General features: G+C 56.6%; 18 protein-coding genes. 8 read left to right on the forward strand and 10 right to left on the reverse strand.

What is annotated here, in order from left to right:
- Positions 1-114: 114 nt before the first annotated feature.
- Positions 115-444, reverse strand: a complete 330-nt coding sequence (locus ZBT109_RS03135) for a thioredoxin family protein (protein ID WP_027705096.1) — start codon at positions 442-444, stop codon at positions 115-117.
- 478 nt (positions 445-922) lie between these two features.
- On the reverse strand, positions 923-1,705 hold the full coding sequence (locus ZBT109_RS03140) for a sulfite exporter TauE/SafE family protein (protein WP_027705097.1): 783 nt from the start codon (positions 1,703-1,705) through the stop codon (positions 923-925).
- Between the two features lie 168 nt (positions 1,706-1,873).
- Between ZBT109_RS03140 and cysB the strand changes: the two genes are divergently transcribed.
- Positions 1,874-2,839, forward strand: coding sequence for an HTH-type transcriptional regulator CysB (gene cysB / locus ZBT109_RS03145; RefSeq protein WP_027705098.1), 966 nt, complete (start codon positions 1,874-1,876; stop codon positions 2,837-2,839).
- A gap of 146 nt (positions 2,840-2,985) precedes the next feature.
- Here the strand turns inward: cysB and ZBT109_RS03150 are convergent, their stop codons facing one another.
- Both ZBT109_RS03150 and ZBT109_RS03155 read right to left on the reverse strand, forming a co-directional pair.
- Positions 2,986-3,774 carry a sugar phosphate isomerase/epimerase family protein gene (locus ZBT109_RS03150; RefSeq protein ID WP_051523781.1) on the reverse strand — a complete coding sequence of 263 codons (789 nt, stop codon included), beginning with the start codon at positions 3,772-3,774 and terminating at the stop codon, positions 2,986-2,988.
- A 281-nt stretch (positions 3,775-4,055) separates the two neighbouring features.
- A complete protein-coding gene (locus ZBT109_RS03155; RefSeq protein ID WP_027705099.1) occupies positions 4,056-5,360 on the reverse strand; it encodes an NAD(P)/FAD-dependent oxidoreductase in 1,305 nt (434 codons plus the stop codon).
- A 616-nt stretch (positions 5,361-5,976) separates the two neighbouring features.
- On the opposite strand from ZBT109_RS03155, the gene trpE reads away from it, so the two are divergent.
- The 6 genes from trpE to trpC all read left to right on the forward strand — a co-directional run bounded on the left by trpE (position 5,977) and on the right by trpC (position 11,934).
- The gene (gene trpE, locus ZBT109_RS03160; RefSeq protein ID WP_027705100.1) at positions 5,977-7,461 is read left to right on the forward strand and encodes an anthranilate synthase component I; all 1,485 of its coding nucleotides are present in this window, start codon (positions 5,977-5,979) and stop codon (positions 7,459-7,461) included.
- A 229-nt stretch (positions 7,462-7,690) separates the two neighbouring features.
- On the forward strand, positions 7,691-8,101 hold the full coding sequence (locus tag ZBT109_RS03165) for a nuclear transport factor 2 family protein (protein WP_027705101.1): 411 nt from the start codon (positions 7,691-7,693) through the stop codon (positions 8,099-8,101).
- 125 nt (positions 8,102-8,226) lie between these two features.
- Complete coding sequence (locus tag ZBT109_RS03170) at positions 8,227-8,637, forward strand: nuclear transport factor 2 family protein (RefSeq protein WP_027705102.1); 411 nt, start codon at positions 8,227-8,229, stop codon at positions 8,635-8,637.
- A gap of 647 nt (positions 8,638-9,284) precedes the next feature.
- On the forward strand, positions 9,285-9,890 hold the full coding sequence (locus ZBT109_RS03175) for an anthranilate synthase component II (RefSeq protein ID WP_027705103.1): 606 nt from the start codon (positions 9,285-9,287) through the stop codon (positions 9,888-9,890).
- Positions 9,891-10,048: 158 nt separating this feature from the next.
- Positions 10,049-11,065 carry an anthranilate phosphoribosyltransferase gene (trpD, locus tag ZBT109_RS03180; RefSeq protein ID WP_038278155.1) on the forward strand — a complete coding sequence of 339 codons (1,017 nt, stop codon included), beginning with the start codon at positions 10,049-10,051 and terminating at the stop codon, positions 11,063-11,065.
- A gap of 56 nt (positions 11,066-11,121) precedes the next feature.
- A complete protein-coding gene (gene trpC, locus ZBT109_RS03185) occupies positions 11,122-11,934 on the forward strand; it encodes an indole-3-glycerol phosphate synthase TrpC (RefSeq protein ID WP_027705105.1) in 813 nt (270 codons plus the stop codon).
- 93 nt (positions 11,935-12,027) lie between these two features.
- On the opposite strand, the gene ZBT109_RS03190 is transcribed toward trpC, so the two are convergent.
- Complete coding sequence (locus tag ZBT109_RS03190) at positions 12,028-12,855, reverse strand: glycerophosphodiester phosphodiesterase family protein (protein ID WP_084261789.1); 828 nt, start codon at positions 12,853-12,855, stop codon at positions 12,028-12,030.
- Between the two features lie 259 nt (positions 12,856-13,114).
- Between ZBT109_RS03190 and ZBT109_RS03195 the strand changes: the two genes are divergently transcribed.
- The gene (locus ZBT109_RS03195; protein ID WP_027705106.1) at positions 13,115-13,669 is read left to right on the forward strand and encodes a GNAT family N-acetyltransferase; all 555 of its coding nucleotides are present in this window, start codon (positions 13,115-13,117) and stop codon (positions 13,667-13,669) included.
- A gap of 151 nt (positions 13,670-13,820) precedes the next feature.
- Here the strand turns inward: ZBT109_RS03195 and ZBT109_RS14180 are convergent, their stop codons facing one another.
- The 5 genes from ZBT109_RS14180 to ZBT109_RS03220 all read right to left on the reverse strand — a co-directional run bounded on the left by ZBT109_RS14180 (position 13,821) and on the right by ZBT109_RS03220 (position 18,055).
- The gene (locus ZBT109_RS14180) at positions 13,821-13,988 is read right to left on the reverse strand and encodes a LuxR C-terminal-related transcriptional regulator (protein ID WP_084261791.1); all 168 of its coding nucleotides are present in this window, start codon (positions 13,986-13,988) and stop codon (positions 13,821-13,823) included.
- 1,083 nt (positions 13,989-15,071) lie between these two features.
- On the reverse strand, positions 15,072-15,758 hold the full coding sequence (locus ZBT109_RS03205) for a helix-turn-helix transcriptional regulator (RefSeq protein WP_027705107.1): 687 nt from the start codon (positions 15,756-15,758) through the stop codon (positions 15,072-15,074).
- Positions 15,759-15,894: 136 nt separating this feature from the next.
- On the reverse strand, positions 15,895-16,599 hold the full coding sequence (locus ZBT109_RS03210) for a helix-turn-helix transcriptional regulator (protein WP_027705108.1): 705 nt from the start codon (positions 16,597-16,599) through the stop codon (positions 15,895-15,897).
- Between the two features lie 37 nt (positions 16,600-16,636).
- Positions 16,637-17,335: a helix-turn-helix transcriptional regulator gene (locus tag ZBT109_RS03215; RefSeq protein WP_027705109.1), complete on the reverse strand. Its 699-nt coding sequence runs from the start codon at positions 17,333-17,335 to the stop codon at positions 16,637-16,639.
- 15 nt (positions 17,336-17,350) lie between these two features.
- Positions 17,351-18,055, reverse strand: coding sequence for a LuxR C-terminal-related transcriptional regulator (locus ZBT109_RS03220; protein WP_051523783.1), 705 nt, complete (start codon positions 18,053-18,055; stop codon positions 17,351-17,353).
- Positions 18,056-18,102: the final 47 nt, after the last annotated feature.

Genomic DNA, 18,102 nt, shown 5'->3' on the forward strand with positions numbered 1-18,102 from the left:
AAGAATGGGCCATCGACAAATGACTCATTCAAGCGCGCGATAGCAAGAAGGCCCCAGCTTCTATGAAGCTGGGGCCTTCTTGTATAGAGACGTATCGTCAGTCGTTGCGAGCGATCAGATATGCTGGTCGATGAACGCTTCGAGCTGTTGGCGGTTCAGGCCGCCGGTGACGGCCGCAACGCGCTGTCCTTTGTTGAACAGCATGACGGTGGGGACACCGCGAATGCTGAGTGCCTGCGTGACATTAACGGCTTCATCGACGTTGATGTCGACGAAACGCAGGTCGTCATCGCTGCGTGCAGCGGCAACCTGTTCTGCGATCGGCGTCATGACCTTACACGGGCCACACCACGGCGCCCAGAACTTCACCAGCACGGGGGTGTCGGCGTATTCCAGTACGTCTTTCTGGAAATTGCTGTCATTGACGTCAATGAACTTGGACATAAGGCTCTCCTTGAATTCGGTGGGGCAGGTTTAACCAACCGTTATAGTCAGATGGTAGCCTGATGTCAGAAGTGGAGCAAATACAACGCAGGCTATCTTTTTTATCAACTTACTCTATATCAGGTCACTTGGCGGTGAACAAAAGAGGGCGCACACTCTTTTTTTATCAACGGTAATCATTTGCATCGGCTCACCGGGGCACGACGAGTAGTTCCTCGAGCGGGTCATTATCATGTTAGCAGAGCATCTACCGCCCCATGACGATCAGCCGTCGTGGGGTGACAGATACGGGGGGCGATTCTAGAGGGTTGCCGGGGAGCAGGATGTCGTGCTTTGTGCTCATGATGACCTGATGGCGTGTACTGTAGTGGTTTCTACTCGTAGAGAGACTGCCTAATGTCCCGCGCTACAAGCCGCATAGATAGGCAGTCCCCTCACCAACGTGGGCTTAGAGTGACACCGTTTATAGTGACACTATTTAGAGTGGCCACAGGTAATGCAGACCCATGCCCAGCAAGATGACGGTCAGCACCCCACGTAGCAACTTGTCAGGCATGCGTCGTGCCATGCTGGCACCGAAGTAGACGGCAGGTACCGAACCGATCAACAGGGCGCACAGCAGGAACCAGTCGATGCCGCCCATGAACATATGGCCCGAGCCGGCAACAAACGTCAGCGGCACGGCATGTGCGATATCGGTGCCCACGATATGGCGAGAGGGGTATTGGGCGTAGATCAGCATCAGAAGTGCCGTACCAATGACGCCTGCGCCGACCGAGGACAGCGTCACGCAGATACCCAGAAACAGTCCTGTCAGCACCGACAGCGTGGTGGCATGGCGCAACAGAACGCTGCCGTGTGCGTTGGCCCAGCGGTATAGGCGGGCGCGGAAGATCAACGTAACAGCAGTCAACACCAGTAGGGCACCCAGTGAGCGGGTGATGAGCGCATCGCTGATGCCGCCTTCGGCCTGTAGATGGCGCAGCACGAACAGCGTGAGCAGCGAAGCAGGAATACTACCCAGCAGCAAGAAGGCCACCGTTTTCCAATCAATGTTGCGCTGACGCTGATGGGATACCACGGCACTGCACTTAGTGATTGAGGCGTACAGCAGGTCAGTGCCCACGGCCACTTGTGATGGGATTCCCATGAACAGCAGCACAGGCATCATCAGCGAGCCCCCGCCGATACCCGTGCACCCCATACAGAATCCGATCGCCGCACCTGCTGCAATGAAAATTCCAAACGTTTCCAATGTCATGAAAGGCCTCTCCGCTCACACGGTGCGAATATCACTTGCCATCGTGGAAAAAGAATGTTGACACTGTAGGCGCAATTTCTTATATCAAAAAGTATCGTTTGTTCATTATCTTATTCCCTGATAGCTTGAAAAAAAAGTTCGCTCACTATCGTTCAGAAGGATATTGCCTTGAAACTTCAGCAGTTACGTTACGTTTGGGAAGTCTCGCGCCATAACCTGAACGTCTCCGCGACGGCTCAGCGGCTGTACACTTCCCAGCCGGGCATCTCGAAACAGATTCGTCTGCTGGAAGGCGAGCTGGGCATCGAGATATTTGCCCGCAGTGGCAAGCACTTGACGCGTGTGACACCGGCAGGACAGACGGTCATTGACCTTGCTGGCCAGGTGCTGCACCTCGTCAACAACATCAAGCAGGTGGCCCAAGAGCACAACGACGAAAACCAGGGGAGCCTCACCCTGGCGACGACGCATACTCAGGCCCGCTATGTGTTGCCCGAAATCATCAAGCAGTTTGGTGAGCGCTATCCCGGCATCAGCCTGCACATGCACCAGGGCAATCCGCGTCAGATTGCGCAGATGGTATGCGACGGTCAGGCCGACATCGCGATCTGCACCGAAGCGCTGACCCAGTTCAATGATCTGGCAGCCCTGCCGTGGTATCGCTGGAACCGCAGTGTGCTGGTACCTAAAGGACATCCCTTGTGCGATGAAGAGCACCTGACGCTGGAAGCGCTCGCCAAGTACCCGCTTGTCACGTACACCAGTGGCTTTACCGGCAGTGCGCAGCTGGCAGAGAACTTCTTGGCCAAAGGACTGGAACCGAACGTCGTACTGACGGCCGCGGATGCCGACGTGATCAAGACCTATGTTCGTCTTGGGCTAGGGGTCGGGATTGTCGCGCACATGGCTGCGGAAGCGACCGACACGGATCTGGTTGCGATCGACGCGCGCCATCTGTTTGATTACTCCGTGACGCGTATCGCTCTGCGTCGGGGAGCGTATCTGCGCAAGTACATGTACGACTTCATCGAGCGCATGGCTCCTCACCTGACACGTGAGCGAGTAGATGCGGTTATGCAGAACACTCGACAGGACGCCCAGCTGCTAGACGATATCGAGTTGCCGGTGCGCTGATACGCGATATGGATACATGTTGCTGTGTGACAGACAGAGAACAGCCCCGAATGACATAGCGCCAAGCCCTTGCGGACCTGGCGCTATGCACATGCGGTGTCTATCGCGATCATCGACGACGCCTAAAAGGCGTCCCAGAGTGGCGCTTAATAATGGCGCAGACGAGCGATGAATTCGTGTGCGCTGGCCACGAGGGCATTGTGGTTCAGGTCAATGCTGTCTTCCTGTGCCAGCGGGAATTCGATGGAGCGCAGAGTATTGGGCTTGAAGGCGGTCCACAACGTTGACCACGCCGCCAGATGCGGTGCGCGCGGCTGACAGACTCGCGGCTGGTCGTGAACGATATCAATGCTTTTGCAGTGGATGTACTCGACCCGGGCGCCGAGCTGACGTGCCGCGTCAATCGGGTTCTCGCCCACCCAGTACCAGTTGCCAGTATCGAAGGTCAGTCCAGCTTCTATGCCCGCTTCGGCCAACAAGGCCAGAGCCCTTTCCATGACCTCAATGTCACCGCCCTCAGGGGTCTGATCGTTTTCGATCACCAAGCGAACCGAGCTCTGTTTGAGGCGAGCCGCTACGGTTTCCAGCTCTTCACGTGAGAGCGACGGATCGGCGGGTAGGGCCCCAATGCTGACTTTCAGCAAGCGTGCGCCCAGTTCTTCCGCGATCTCCAGTGCCTTGAGCAGCCCTTCTTTGTCACAGTGTTCGTAGTTCCACACGTGCACCTTGGCAGAGAACGTGCAGCCCAGCTGCAGATTGTCGAGCACGTTCTTGAGCGAGGAAAGCGGATAATCAGCCGGTGTCATTAGTTCTTGGCGAACCTCAAGGCCAGCGGCACCGGCGCGGGAAGCCAAGTTGGCTGCCGTGGCGTGACCGTGGTGTTTGACGAACACGGGACCGAATGCGTTGGCACAGATGAAGACGGGAGCACTCATGGCGAATTCCTGCAGTGAACGGTGAGAAAAAAGCACCTAGCGATAGCGGGGTAGTCGAGCGGCCCTCTGTCACTAATGGAAAGCATGCTTCGAAGATGTACCGAACTACCGCACTTATCAAGTGCCTGCGACTACAGTATGACGGCAATGGTACAGGATGCCAGCCTTTTGCCGGGGGTACCTGTTCCGCGCCAATAGCGCATCGGCCGCTATGAAAACATAGGGGCACGAATACGCAAAAGGCACCCCGAAGGGTGCCTTTTCAACGTCGAGCCGCGCGATCAGTGCAGCTTGAGGCGCGGGCGCAGCCAGTGGTTCAGGCGGTCGACAACGATCTTCGCCAGCATGCGTGGCGTACCGTAGATCGCCTGCTGGTGCATGCGGTACAGCGATGTATAGAAGGTGCGCGCCAACCAGCCTTCGATGAACAGACCACGTGTAGATGCGCCGCGCATCAGGCGGCCTGCTGCGTGGAAGTGCGACAGCGATACCAGTGCGCCCAGATCGCGGTATTCGAACGGCTTCATTTCCTTACCGTTGATCAGCGCGACCAAGTTTTTGTACATGGTGCTGGCCATCTGGTGGGCGGCTTGAGCACGCGGCGGAACGAATTTGTCATCCGCTTGCGGGCAGGCGGCGCAGTCGCCGATCGCAAAGATATGCGGATCATCGACGCTCTGCATGGTCTGATGCACTTCAATCTGGTTGTTGCGGCGCGTGCTCAGGCCCAGCTCTGACAGGAACTTCGGTGCCATGACACCCGCTGCCCATACCAGCAAGTCTGCATCAATGCGCTCACCCGTTGAGGTCTCGAAGCCGTGTTCATCGGCCTTGGCAACCATCGTCTTGGTGTGAATCTGAACGCCAAGGCGTGTCAGTTCCTGATGAACGTTGCTGCTGATACGTTCGGCCAGTGCCGGCAGAATGCGGTCGGCTGCTTCGATGATATGCACCTTGAGGCGCTGGCGATCAACGCCTGTCACGCGATAGCTGTGCAGCATCTCGACGGCGTTGAACAGCTCGGCGGACAGCTCCACGCCGGTTGCGCCTGCGCCTACGATGGCAATAGTCAGTTCCTTGTCACCGTCCTGACCGTTGTCGGCCGGAGCGTTCTTCAGGAATGCGCTCAGCATTGCTTGGCGGAAACTTTCTGCCTGCTGTGGGCTGTCGAGGAAGTAGCAGTTATCGCGAACGCCCGGAGTACCAAAGTCGTTCGAGATGCTGCCTACCGCCATCACCAGATAGTCATAGTTGAGCGAACGCTCACCGATGATGACCTTGCCTTCTTCATCATTGATCGGCGCCAGCGTCAGCGTACGAGTTTCCTTGTCCAGCCCCGTCAGGGTGCCGCGCTGGAAGTAGTAGCCGTTCTGGCGCGCATGGCTCTGATACGACACCGCGTCGAGGTCAGTATCGAGTGCGCCGACAGCGACTTCATGCAGAAGCGGTTTCCAGATGTGCGTCGGATTACGGTCGACGAGAATGATGTCGGCGCGCTTGCGTTTGCCCAGCGTGCGACCTAGGCGAGTGGCGAGTTCAAGGCCGCCAGCGCCTCCGCCAACGACAACGATTCGGGGGCATGTCATGGAATGTTCCTTCGAGCGCTGATGAAAAATAATCGAACGGCGGCCGATCCCCGCATACGGCGGCTGAAAGACCGGTACTTGCCGTCCCACGATAGAGGTCAAGCTTCAGTGCCTAAACTGCAGTGTAGTAGTGGGCACTGGCTTGTGCTTGAATACTCTGGCTGTAGCCAATAACTGATCATAATACTACAGCTATATGTGACATTATGCCGCGAATTGAACGAATACGGTATGGGCAATGTCAACTTTATCGACAAGCGATAAGCCTTCTTTATCTAAAAATCGCGCAAAGGCAGTGGGTTGGCGGGATAAAAAAAGTGAACGCTGCCGCTTAGTCGATACCGCCCCCACGCTGCGTCAGCAACGGGTTATCGGCCTATCCCAATAAGTCTTCATGACGTCGCTGCCAATGCCAGAAGCCTTCCTCGGTTGAATCACCCCATCGACTCGTTTAGTGTCACTAGGATGCCCGCGGCTGCGCGGCAGGCGGCCAATACGCCTTGCAGCGGCTCTCCTGCGCTCTTCTCACCGGATGTGCGCTACGATTCCGTATGGGCATTCTGTATTTGGTGCCGTGTATACCTTTCTTTTCGAATAATGAGAGCGCTGTCACATGATGACCCCAGAGCGTTTTGCTTCTCTTGCAGAAGCAGGCTACAACCGGATTCCAGTGACTCGAGAGTTGCTGGCTGATCTGGACACACCGCTTTCCACCTACATGAAACTGGCAGATGCGCCTTGGAGCTTTCTGCTGGAATCCGTTCAGGGGGATGAAAAGTGGGGGCGCTACTCTTGGATAGGCTTGCCGTGTCGTGAGCGTATTGAAGTGCGTGGTCACGTGGTACGCCGCTTCAAGGACGGGTATCAGGTGGGAGCCACTGAAGTGGCCGATCCTCTGGAATGGATTGAGCAGTTCCGTTTGCGCTTTAAAGTGCCCGAAGAGCCGGATAGTCGACTCAACGGGGGGCTAGTGGGTTATTTCGGTTACGACACCGTACGCTATATCGAGCCTCGCTTGGCGGGCATCGAAAAACCCGACCCGCTTGAAATCCCCGATATTTTGCTGCTGGTTGCTAACGATTTCGTGGTCTTCGATAGTTTCAGCAATAGCCTGAAGCTGATGACCTATGTCGATCCGAGCGAAGACAATGCCTATGGCCGCGCGCAGGAGTACCTGTCCACGCTGGAGCATCAACTGCGCGACAGCGTGCTGACGCCCGAGCAGACCAAAGCGGGCGTGGTCAGTGACCCTACGAGCGAAGACGACTTCTTCTCCAGCTTTTCACAGCAGGATTACGAAGCGGCGGTCGAGCGGATCAAGGAATACATCCGCGCCGGGGACCTGATGCAGTGCGTGCCTTCGCAGCGCATGTCGACCCGCTGCAAGGTGTCGCCGCTGGTGCTGTATCGCGCCCTGCGCAACATCAGCCCGTCGCCGTATATGTTCTACTTCAACTTTGAAGATCATCACGTGGTCGGAGCGTCGCCCGAGATACTGGCGCGCGTCGAGAACGGGCAGGTGACGGTGCGACCGATTGCGGGCACCATCAAGCGCGGCCGCAATGCGGAAGAGGACAGTGCGCAGGCGGAGGCGCTGATCAACGATCCCAAAGAACGTGCCGAACACGTTATGTTGATCGACCTCGGGCGTAACGATGTTGGGCGCATCAGCGAAGACGGTTCAGTATCAGTCACTGATACGATGGTGATCGAACGTTATTCCCATGTCATGCATATCACCTCGAATGTGGTGGGAACGCTGCGTAAGAACCTTGGCCCGATGGACGTATTGCGAGCCACGTTCCCAGCCGGCACGCTCAGCGGTGCACCGAAAATCCGTGCGCTGGAAATCATCGATGAACTGGAACCCGTCAAACGTGGTATCTATTCCGGTGCCATTGGGTATTTGGCATGGCAGGGCAACATGGACATGGCCATCGGCATTCGTACAGCCGTCATCAAGGATGGCAACCTGCATCTGCAGGCGGGGGCGGGCATCGTGGCCGATTCTGTTCCTGAAAAGGAATGGGAAGAAACGCTTAACAAACGTGCCGCAATGTTCAAGGCGATCGAACTGGCGGAGCGTGGCCTGAATCTCTGATGGGTTCATGCCATATGACGAAAGGGCGGGGTCTGTCTTCTTCAGGCTCCGCCCTTTCATTACCGTGTGTCGGTGAATACGGAAGAACGTGAAAGCATATTGTAGAACAGCAGTTTAGGGGTGAGATGCCCGGTGCTATCCCGTATGATCGACGACACGCACAAGATGGATTTTGTACTGAACGGCAGCCCTGCGGGTGCTGCCGAGCTGATTAAAACGAGGGGCTTCAATGAAAATCAAAATGATGCTGGGTTCTATCGTGCTGGCGACCACCAGCCTGATGACCATCAGCGCACAGGCTGCGGTTGCAACGACACCGGAACAGGCCGTCCAAGGCTACTTTAGTACGCTGGAGCGCGGCGATGAAAATGGCTTCTTTGAGCTGATGAAGATGCCAGAAGCTATGAACAAGCTGCCAGCGCAACAGCAGACCGAAGCCAAACACCAGGTCTTCGCGGGCATGCAGGGGGCGGTCAAGCAGGAAGGCGGTCTCAAGTCGCTGGAAGTCTCTAAGGCTCAGGCCGGTCAGGACAGCGCGCACATGATCGTGCACTACAAGGCCGTTACGAACAGCGGCCAGACGCACGAAGAAGACGTTCCGGTCGTCAAGGTGGGTACATACTGGAAGGTCGGCCAATAAGCCCGATATCGGGCGTGTCCGCGCACCTTGCCTTGCGTAATGTCGTGCAGTGACATGCCCGACCGTTGAAAGCGGACCGTTTCATGGTTGTTCGCCTACGTTAGCAATATAGGGATGATAATTTTATGAAGATCAAGACACTGTTGGGTGCCATCGTTCTGACGGGTAGCAGCCTGCTGGCCGTTACCGCTCAGGCAGCCACTATTGCCACGCCTGAACAGGCAGTAAAAAGCTACTTCAACGCTGTGGATAAAGGTGACGAAGCGGGCTTCAATGATCTGATGCAGTTCCCTGATGTCCTGGCACAGCTGCCGGCAGAGCAATCTCAGCAGATCCGTCACGACATGTTCCAGCAGATGCAGGCCAGCTTGAAGAACGAAGGCGGGCTGAAAGCGTTGGAGGTCTCCAACGCCCAAAAAGGCGCTGATGTTAGCCATATGACGGTGCACATCAAGGGGTCTACCCGCAACGGTGAAACGCACGAAGCGGATGTACCGGTCGTGAAAGTCGGCAAAGGCTGGAAGGTCGGTCAGTAAGTCTGCCGAGTGGTATACCGCACGCATAATGGGCCGCCCAGTATGATGTTGATCCTCTGCGGGTAGCACGGATGGCCTTTTCTGTGATGGGGCGCTTGATGAGCGATGGTCGTGATGTATCACGGTCATCGCTTTTTTATGTGTGATAGATATTGATAATCCCTTAAAAGCATGGGAATGAACGCCCTATGAACGCTGATGGGAAGCGCTGCGGTGAACTGACGATCGCACCGCTGGCGAAATATCTGTAGCGTCGTGACAGAGCACGACAAAGTGCTCGGCAGGCTGATCAAACTGGGAATCGATAGGGTGTTTTTAACGAAACCTGTACTCGGAGTGTTCCATCGTCATGTCGCTGCGCTTGCGACAGTCTTCAGGCGCTTGACAGGTCTGGCCGGATGTAGCATTTTGAGCATATGAACAATTTTATACGTAACACTCTGACTAACGGTAATTGGTGGCGCTCCTCTTAACTGGTGCGGCGCTAACGTATGTCCGAATGAAACGTTCGAATGCCGCCCCTTTGAGGCGGCATTTTTGCGTTTATGGCTTCAAAGGGAACGGCTCGTAATGCGGGCAATATCTGCATCCAGCGCATTTAGCGACTATCAATAAAAAGGGTGCAGGGTTCACTGAGGATAACCGCCATGAATGTACTGATGATCGACAACTACGACAGTTTTACCTTCAACATCGTCCAGTACTTGGGTGAACTGGGCGCGAAGGTAGAGGTTATTCGCAACGACGCTGAAACGATCGAACAGCTTGCCCAGCGTGATTTTTCCCACCTCGTTATTTCTCCTGGCCCGTGCTCTCCCAATGAAGCGGGCGTTTCCATGGCGGCCATCGAACATTTTGCCGGACAGGTGCCAATTCTTGGCGTGTGCCTTGGCCATCAAGCCATTGGTCAGGTCTTCGGCGGCCGTGTCGTGCGCGCCCCACGTGTCATGCACGGCAAAACGTCGCTTGTCGATCACACTGATAGCGGTGTCTTCGAAGGACTCGATAACCCACTCGAAGTGACGCGCTATCACTCACTGATCGTCGACCGTGACACGCTGCCCGAATGTCTGGAAATTACGGCTGTTACTGCGGCCGACGATATCACTCCCGGGCTGATCATGGGGCTGCGCCACCGTACGCTGGATATCGAGGGCGTTCAGTTCCACCCCGAGTCGATTCTGTCCCGCCAGGGCCATGAGCTGCTGGGCAATTTCCTCAAGCGACGCCCCGTCGGCAACGCTGCCGCCTAACCGGCTTGCATCATTGATGCGCGGTGAGCGTCAAGGATCAACGCGGTAGAGACGCCAAGCGGTACCGCTGACGCAGGCATCGTCAGTATGGTTTGCCGATGCGATTCACTTCGGCTGGCTTCATAGGAATAACAGGACCAATAACAAGAGAGAGTGAAATGAAGAAAATACTGGCGTCTTTGATTGAGGGGACAACGCTGTCGCGTGATCAGATGCATAAGGTGATGCAAACCATCATGTCCGGCAGCGCACAGCCCGAGCAGATTGCGGGTGTGCTGGTCGCGCTGGCAGCCAAGGGGGAAACCAGTCTTGAGATATCGGCGGCGGCGGAAGTGCTGCGTGAGTTGATGGTTCCCGTGGAACTGCAGGCCTCCGCACCCGCGATTGATATCGTGGGAACGGGCGGCGATGGTGCCAACCTATTCAACGTGTCGACGGCGGCCTGTTTCGTGGTGGCGGCAGCGGGTGTACCGGTGGCTAAGCACGGCAATGTCGCGGTGTCATCGTCTTCTGGCAGCGCCAATCTGTTTCGTACACTAGGGTTGGACTTATCGCTGTCACCCGAGCAAATCGGGCGCTGTATCAATGACGTTGGTATCGGCTTTATGTTCGCGCCTCAGCACCACCCGGCCATGAAGCATGTCGCGCCGGTGCGCAAAGCGCTGGGTGTCAGAACGCTCTTTAATGTGCTGGGGCCGCTGATCAATCCTGCTCGCGTCAGGCATCATGTGATCGGGGTCTATGCGCCAGAACTGCTGACGGTCATGGCCGAAGCTCTGCGTGATTTGGGCAGCGAGCGAGCGCTCATCGTTCATTCCGAAGATGGTCTGGATGAGCTGTCGATTGCGGCACCGTCCCAGATGGTGATGCTCGATCACGGTGAGATTACGCTGTGCGATTTTGACCCTGCATCGGTAGGCATTTTAGGGTCGCTGGAGCCGCTGGTCGTCGATTCAGCGGAACAGAGTCTAGCGCTGATTCAGGCTGCCTTCGCCGGGGAGCCGGGACCCGCTGCTGATATCATTGCCTTGAATGCAGGGGCGGCATTGTGTGTTGCACAGCGAGCAGGCACTATTGCTGAGGGGGTTGCCATGGCACGTTCTCTGATGACGAACGGGGCCGCCGCCGAACGCGTCCGACAGCTACAAGCTTTTGCGCCGGCCGTGTCGGCCTGATGGCAAAAGACTATTCAGAGGGGCCGTTTGCCCGCTCGACCGAGGAACCAGGTACCATGACACAACAACCTACCGTACTGACGCGCATCATCGCGGCCACACGCAAGCTGATCGACGCGCGTCAGCAGCAGGTCTCGTTGGCCGAGCTGAAGCATGCCAGCGAACAGGCAGCACCGCGCCGCGGTTTTGCTCAAGCGCTGAACGCACGCATCGCTCGCGGGGAACCGGCCGTCATTGCCGAAATCAAGCGCAGCTCGCCCTCCAAGGGGCGTATCCGCGAGCATTTCGAACCTGCGGATATCGCACAGAGCTATGAACAAGGGGGCGCTGCCTGCCTGTCCGTACTGACCGAGCCTCACTTCTTCGAAGGCAGCCCTGAATATCTGCAAGATGCGCGCGCGGCGTGTGCGTTGCCCGTGCTGCGTAAGGATTTCATCGTCAGTGCTTATCAGGTACATGAAGCCTGTGTGATGGGGGCTGATGCGATCCTGCTGATCGTCGCCGCGCTGGATGACAAGGCGCTGCACTCTTTGCATGCGCTGGCACTGTCGCTGGGCATGGACGTGCTGGTCGAAGTGCACAATGATGAAGAGCTGACCCGAGCGCTGACGATTCCGTCACTGGCACTGCTGGGTATCAACAACCGCAACCTGCATACCTTCGATGTCAGCCTCGATACGACACTGACGTTGCGTGATCGCGTGCCTGAAGGCGTGACGCTGATTACCGAGTCCGGCATTCTGGATCGCGCCGATGTCGAGCAGATGCTGGCTGCCGACGTTTACGGTTTCCTGGTCGGTGAGGCCTTCATGCGCGCCGACGTACCGGGCGATGCACTGCAGGCGCTGTTCTTCCCGCCGCAGTCGTAATACACAAAGATGCCGCTGGAGCGAAAGTTCAGCGGCATCTTTGTGACATGTGGGCTATCCGTCTAAAGAGCATGGATACCTTGATGGATGGGGCTATCGGTGGCGTCGAAACAGTCGGCGCAGGCCGGGGATACGCATGTTGACGGGGCAGCGTGCGCCCAGTTCGCGTTCGCGGCTGTCGAAGCTCTCCGGGTCCATGTCGTATTGATGAAACAGCAGCGGGTCATCGGAGATCACGCTGTCCACACCGCGCTTCCACCACGGAGCGAACGCTTTCGGGTCATTGATCGTATAGCAGACCATGGTCAGCCCCGCCGTCTTGATTTCTTTCATCTGTTCCGCATTGATATGTTCCCAGTTGGCATGAACGCCAACCGCATTGACGCGCTCGACGTCCCATGTCCATGTACGCGGCACCTTCTCGTCGTAGATGATGCTGAGCGGCAGTGCATGATCGAGTTTGCGCGCCTGATACAGCGCATCCTGACTGTAGCTGGCTACCAACAGACGATCTTGCAGCTTGCCTTTCAGGCGCGGAACGACCTGATTAGCAAGACGAATGGGGTCGCGGGCAAGGCATACTTTCAGTTCAAGGTTCAAGCCCATATCGAGGCGTTCGATTTCTTCTAGCGCCTCATCAAGGGTGACGATGCGTTCGTTCGAAAACGCAGGATCGAACCAGCTGCCCACGTCATAGCGGCGCGCCTGCTCTAGTGTAAGGTGAGCGAGCAGGGCGCGGCCATTGCTGCAGCGTGCCATATGCGCATCGTGCCAGATGACCGGCGTGCCGTCGGCCAGACACTGGACGTCCAGCTCGACCCAGCGAATGCCCGCTTCCGCGGCAGCACGAATGGCGGCCAGCGTGTTCTCGGGCGCTCGTGCCGAATAGCCGCGATGAGCGATAAGCGCTGGAAGTTTCATGAGTGCTCCTGCTGGAAGAGAAAGGCCGCAGACGGCCGACCTCGACATGTACGAACCGTGTGCCTATGGCAATCGGAGACAGTGTGGCAATATGGAGGTCTTGGCGTGCGAAACGCACCTGTTAGCTGTCTTTGTTCAGTCAGACTATCTTCATCAAGAGTAGCCTTTCTTGGACTGTGAAGTACAGTCGAGGTGCTTCAGGTTCATATCGTGCAGCCTTTCTTCTACTTAGCAGAACCCGCAAGGAATTTCGTCTTACATGCATCTGATCGAACTGGGCGCTGACGAGCGTCGCGACGACAGTGTGGCGCTTTTGTGTGCCAATACTTATGGACAACAGGCCGGGCTGGCACCGCTGCTCGCTTACACCGGTGCACTGACCCAGTGGCTGCCACGTGATCAGGCTCGCGTGCTAGCGCTGGTCGATGCCGAGGAACGCATTCTCTGTGTGGCACTGCTCGTGTTGGAAGAAGGGGGCAAAGGGGCTGAACTCAAGTGGCTGACGACGCCCGAACCGCTGCGGGGCCGTGGTTATGCGCGTGCGCTGGTGTCCCGTCTTACCAAGCGAATGCGTCTGAAGGTAGTGGCTACCGAAGCTCATGAGCGCTGGCTGCGCGATGCCGGTTTCAAGCGTTGGAGTTGGCGGGATAGCGGTGAACGGATCGGCTTTACCCGTGGTACGCGCGAGTACAGTGCTACGCTGATGGTAGATGAAGACCGCATCATGCAGCAGTTCAAGACGGATCGTGCACTGTTTGAACGTCTCTCGGCGCGTTTCGTCAAAGGGCTAGAGCGTTTTGCCAGTGCCGAATAAGGCCTGAGTGACGCGTGACGTGGATGCAATTGAAGGTTCGCGGCAGGCTGCGACGCAGGGAGAAGGCTATCTATCAGTTCGGCTGAGTGACCCACGGGAAAAGAATCCCGAAGGTGCGAAAAAGATAAGCGCGGCCACTCGGCCGGTTTTGTCAGTCCAGCAGCCGTAGATAGATGGCCTTGACGACGGCTGATATCTTGTTGGGCGCGTCCAGTTTCAGCATTGTATTGCGCAGGTGGAAATTGACCGGCCCTACGCTTAGCGACAGGATGATGACAATTTCCTCTGCCGTTTTGCCATCGACGCTCCACTTGAGTATTTCCTGTTCTCATAACGTTAACGCGTGTGCTTTGCACTCTGGATGCGCAGCATGCTGCAATGCACGGTCGTTGCGATTCATTACATGTCCAGCTCGACGGCCTGCAGCCAAACTCTGGCTTGTATCCGCAATAATAAAGACACCGCAAGTGTTTAGGCTGTAAAAGGCCGACTGCACACACCCGCCTTGATGTCCCCCTCCATAGTATTCTTCGAACAGTTCCGGTGCCTGCTTGAAAATGCTGTCGCTGGTGGTGCTGCACCAGTGGAACGGCATAGTCGAGCGTGAACAGTGCTGCATCAAGGCGACTGATCATAACCGCCTTCGCATCCTTTCCTGTGTACCTCATCGTCCGTCGAAGGCAGACAGACCGAACGAGCGCTGCTGCGTCAGCGGTATGGGGCGCTGTGTCGCCAAGCACAGAACTCGGCCCCCAGTTTCTATGCCGCTTTGGTGGCGATGTCGAGCACGTCTTGCATGTCGTCCAGATTATAGAGCGCATTCAGAAATCGACGCTCCACTTGAGTATTTCCTGTTCTCATAACGTTAACGCGTGTGCTTTGCACTCTGGATGCGCAGCATGCTGCAATGCACGGTCGTTGCGATTCATTACATGTCCAGCTCGACGGCCTGCAGCCAAACTCTGGCTTGTATCCGCAATAATAAAGACACCGCAAGTGTTTAGGCTGTAAAAGGCCGACTGCACACACCCGCCTTGATGTCCCCCTCCATAGTATTCTTCGAACAGTTCCGGTGCCTGCTTGAAAATGCTGTCGCTGGTGGTGCTGCACCAGTGGAACGGCATAGTCGAGCGTGAACAGTGCTGCATCAAGGCGACTGATCATAACCGCCTTCGCATCCTTTCCTGTGTACCTCATCGTCCGTCGAAGGCAGACAGACCGAACGAGCGCTGCTGCGTCAGCGGTATGGGGCGCTGTGTCGCCAAGCACAGAACTCGGCCCCCAGTTTCTATGCCGCTTTGGTGGCGATGTCGAGCACGTCTTGCATGTCGTCCAGATTATAGAGCGCATTCAGAAATGCCATTTGCCATGGGGGCATGACGGAAAGCTCCCCTCAACGCACTCAATCCAGTAGGCCGAAGAACAGCGCCTTGGCGACCGCCTGCTGCGGATCAGGTGTCTGAAGCTTATATTCGGCGGTTTCCACATGGAACGCTGTTGTTTCGAAGCTCAGCCGCATATGGTCGGCAATCTCTTCGATCGTCAGGCCGTTACCGATATGCATCAGCACATTCTGTTCGCGCAGGGTTAGGGCCTGATCCTGGCGTACCGGCATGTACAGCATGCTGGCGTGCACGGCGGCCGCGATCCACTGCAGGTTGGCAGCCGCATGCTGGAGTTGTTCCTGTGACAGCGGCGAGAGGCTGTTGGCATAGAAGACGCAGTAGGCGCCGGTATGGGTATCGCGAACCGAATGGCACCAGCGGCTGTGAACGCTATCTGGCGTCGTGTCGTCATCTACCAGTTCGGGCGCTTTGGCATAAAGCTCGTCGCGTGTCATGCCGGCCCACAGCGTAGTGCAAGAAGAGGGCAGTGATGCTTGGCCATCCACGACGTGGTCGTAGAGATCTTCATCGGCAGAGGCCACTGTCAGCACCTTCTGACGGATAGAGGGATGTGACAGTCGTATCTTCCAGCCACAGTAGTCGAAGTCATGGTGACGAACGGCTTCGGCGGCCGTGTCGATGATGTCTTCCATGCCGCTGGCCTGTGACAGCCCTGTAAACAGTGCAAGTTTCCAGTCATTCATATGTATGCCCCCCTGGGGATCCTTGTCGTGATGAACGGCGTGATTCTTGTGATAATCGCACTAGGATAGAAGTCATGCCGTCAGGATACACTCTGTACCTGAAGACAGGCGCGGCCGAGCTATCTGTATCTCGCCTTTAGTGCAGAAAGCCCATGAAGGATGCCTGAGCTATGGCCGTGCGGATATCAGGAATTTCCAGCTTATAAAGCGCATTTTCAAGATGGAACTCTACCGTTTCGGTGCTGAGCTTCATTTTCAGGCAGATGTCCGGTAGATCGAACCCTTCGCCAAGATAGCGCAGGATATCGCGTTCCCGAAATGTCAGCGTGACCGACGACGGTGTCTTGAAGGCCAGCATGCGGGCATGTACCGCAGCGGCAACCCAGGTCAGGTGCGGTGAGCGCTGTTCGAGTTCGTGCATGGGAATTTCATCGCGGCTGTCTGTATAGAACATATAGCTCAAACCATCATCAAGGATGACAGACTGGGCCCAGCCTCCGCGGTGACCGCTACTGTAGTACTCTTCGGCGATTTCAGGGATCTGCAGGAACACGCTGTCGTTTGTTCCGCCCGTCCACATGAAGGGGCTGGTCTTGGCCGCGCAATGGCGACGCGCGGGCGTTTCATCATAGCGCCCTTGGCGGATGCGTTCGTGAACAGCGTCTTCGGTAGAGGTGAAGCAAAGATGGCCTACCTTGGGCAGCGGCTGTGCCAGCTGCGATAGCCAACCACAGTAGTTGAACCCTAAGGCATGCGCGGCCCGTGTGGCCGTACCCAGCACGTCCTGCATGGTGCTGACGTTACCCAGTCCGGTGAAAAGGTCGTACTTCCAGTTGTTCATCGTATAGCTCCTCCTTTTGTTATACGTGCGCCGCTACCTACAGCAGTCCCAGAAAAACGGCGCGCGCCACGGCCGCCTGTCGCGTAGAGGCCTTGAGTTTCACCATCGCGGAGCGCAGGTGCATGTGTATTAGATAGACCGAGGTCGTCATACGTTTGGCGATCTGTTCATCGTCCAGTCCTTCGCACAGCCAGCGCAGGATGTCGTGTTCGACGGGGGCAAGACGCACGGAATCGGACTGTTTGACCTCATCCATGCGACAGAGCACGGCAGCCGTGATCCAGCGCAGATTCGTATCGACATGCAGAAGATCATCGGGATACAGCACGTGCGAGCTGTCCATATACAGCATGCTGAAGTTTCCCTCGCCTGACAGCAGAGACTGTGCCCAACCGCCATAGTGACCGCATTCGTAATACTCTTCCCACAACAGCGGCGCTTTCATGAACAGCGGGTCTTCGGTTGTGCCTTGCCATGAGATAGGGTCCGTTGACTGCGCGCAGTGCTGAGGAACCGGCGCGTCGTCATAGCGCCCATCGTGTTCCTTACGAACGAAACTGTCTTCCCATGAGTGCAGCAGCGTATAACGGCCAATAGGTGCCGTCGGCACTAGGGCTCTCCAGCCGCAGTTCTCAAACCCGAACGGACGGATGACCTTGAGAGCGACGTCCAGAACACCATGCATGTCCTGGGCCGAATCGAGTCCCGAAAAAAGGTCCAGTCGCCAGTTGTGCATAAGCGTCTCTATATCTTAATAAAGAAGGCCTAGAAATATGGCCCGCACGACGGCCGCGGTTTTGTTCGGAGCATCTAGCTTCATCATGGCATTGCGCAGATGGAAGTTGATGGTGCTGGCGCTGATCGACAGGATGCTCGATATCTGCTCGACGGTTTTGCCATCACCGGTCCAACGCAGGATTTCCTGTTCGCGTAACGAAAGCTTGATATCCGACCGTTCTCGAATCTGATTCATGCGTCCCAGTACAGCCATGGCGACCCACTGCATGTCCCTTGAACTGTTCTGCAGATCCTGCCGCGTAAACGTATTGATGCTGTCGGCATGGAACAGACTGAAAGTGCCGACCCGGCCAAACACGGACTGGGCCCATCCACCGCGATGGTTGAAACTGTAATACTCTTCCATCAGCGCGGGGTCCTGCAGGAAGGTTTCATCATCGGTCGTGCCTTTCCAGAGCAGCGGGGTAGTTGTGCTCGAGCAGTGGCGAATGAGCGGTGAATCGAGATAGGCACCGCTGGAGATTTTGCTGTCGACTTCATCTTCCACCGTGGTGAGCGAAGCGAGCCTAGGGCGCGTGAGTGGCAGCGGCAGCTGGGACTGCCAGCCGCAATAGTCGAACCCCATGGGCTTGATGACTTTCAGAGCGACATCCAGGACATCCTGCATGCTGTCGGCGTCATTCAAACCGGTGAACAGGTCGATCTGCAGAGTATTCATGGAGGCCTCCTTCGGCATCATGGGCGTGTGGTGGAACCGTACTTGCA

Origin of the sequence: Zymobacter palmae, assembly GCF_003610015.1 — a bacterium.
Classification (GTDB): domain Bacteria; phylum Pseudomonadota; class Gammaproteobacteria; order Pseudomonadales; family Halomonadaceae; genus Zymobacter; species Zymobacter palmae.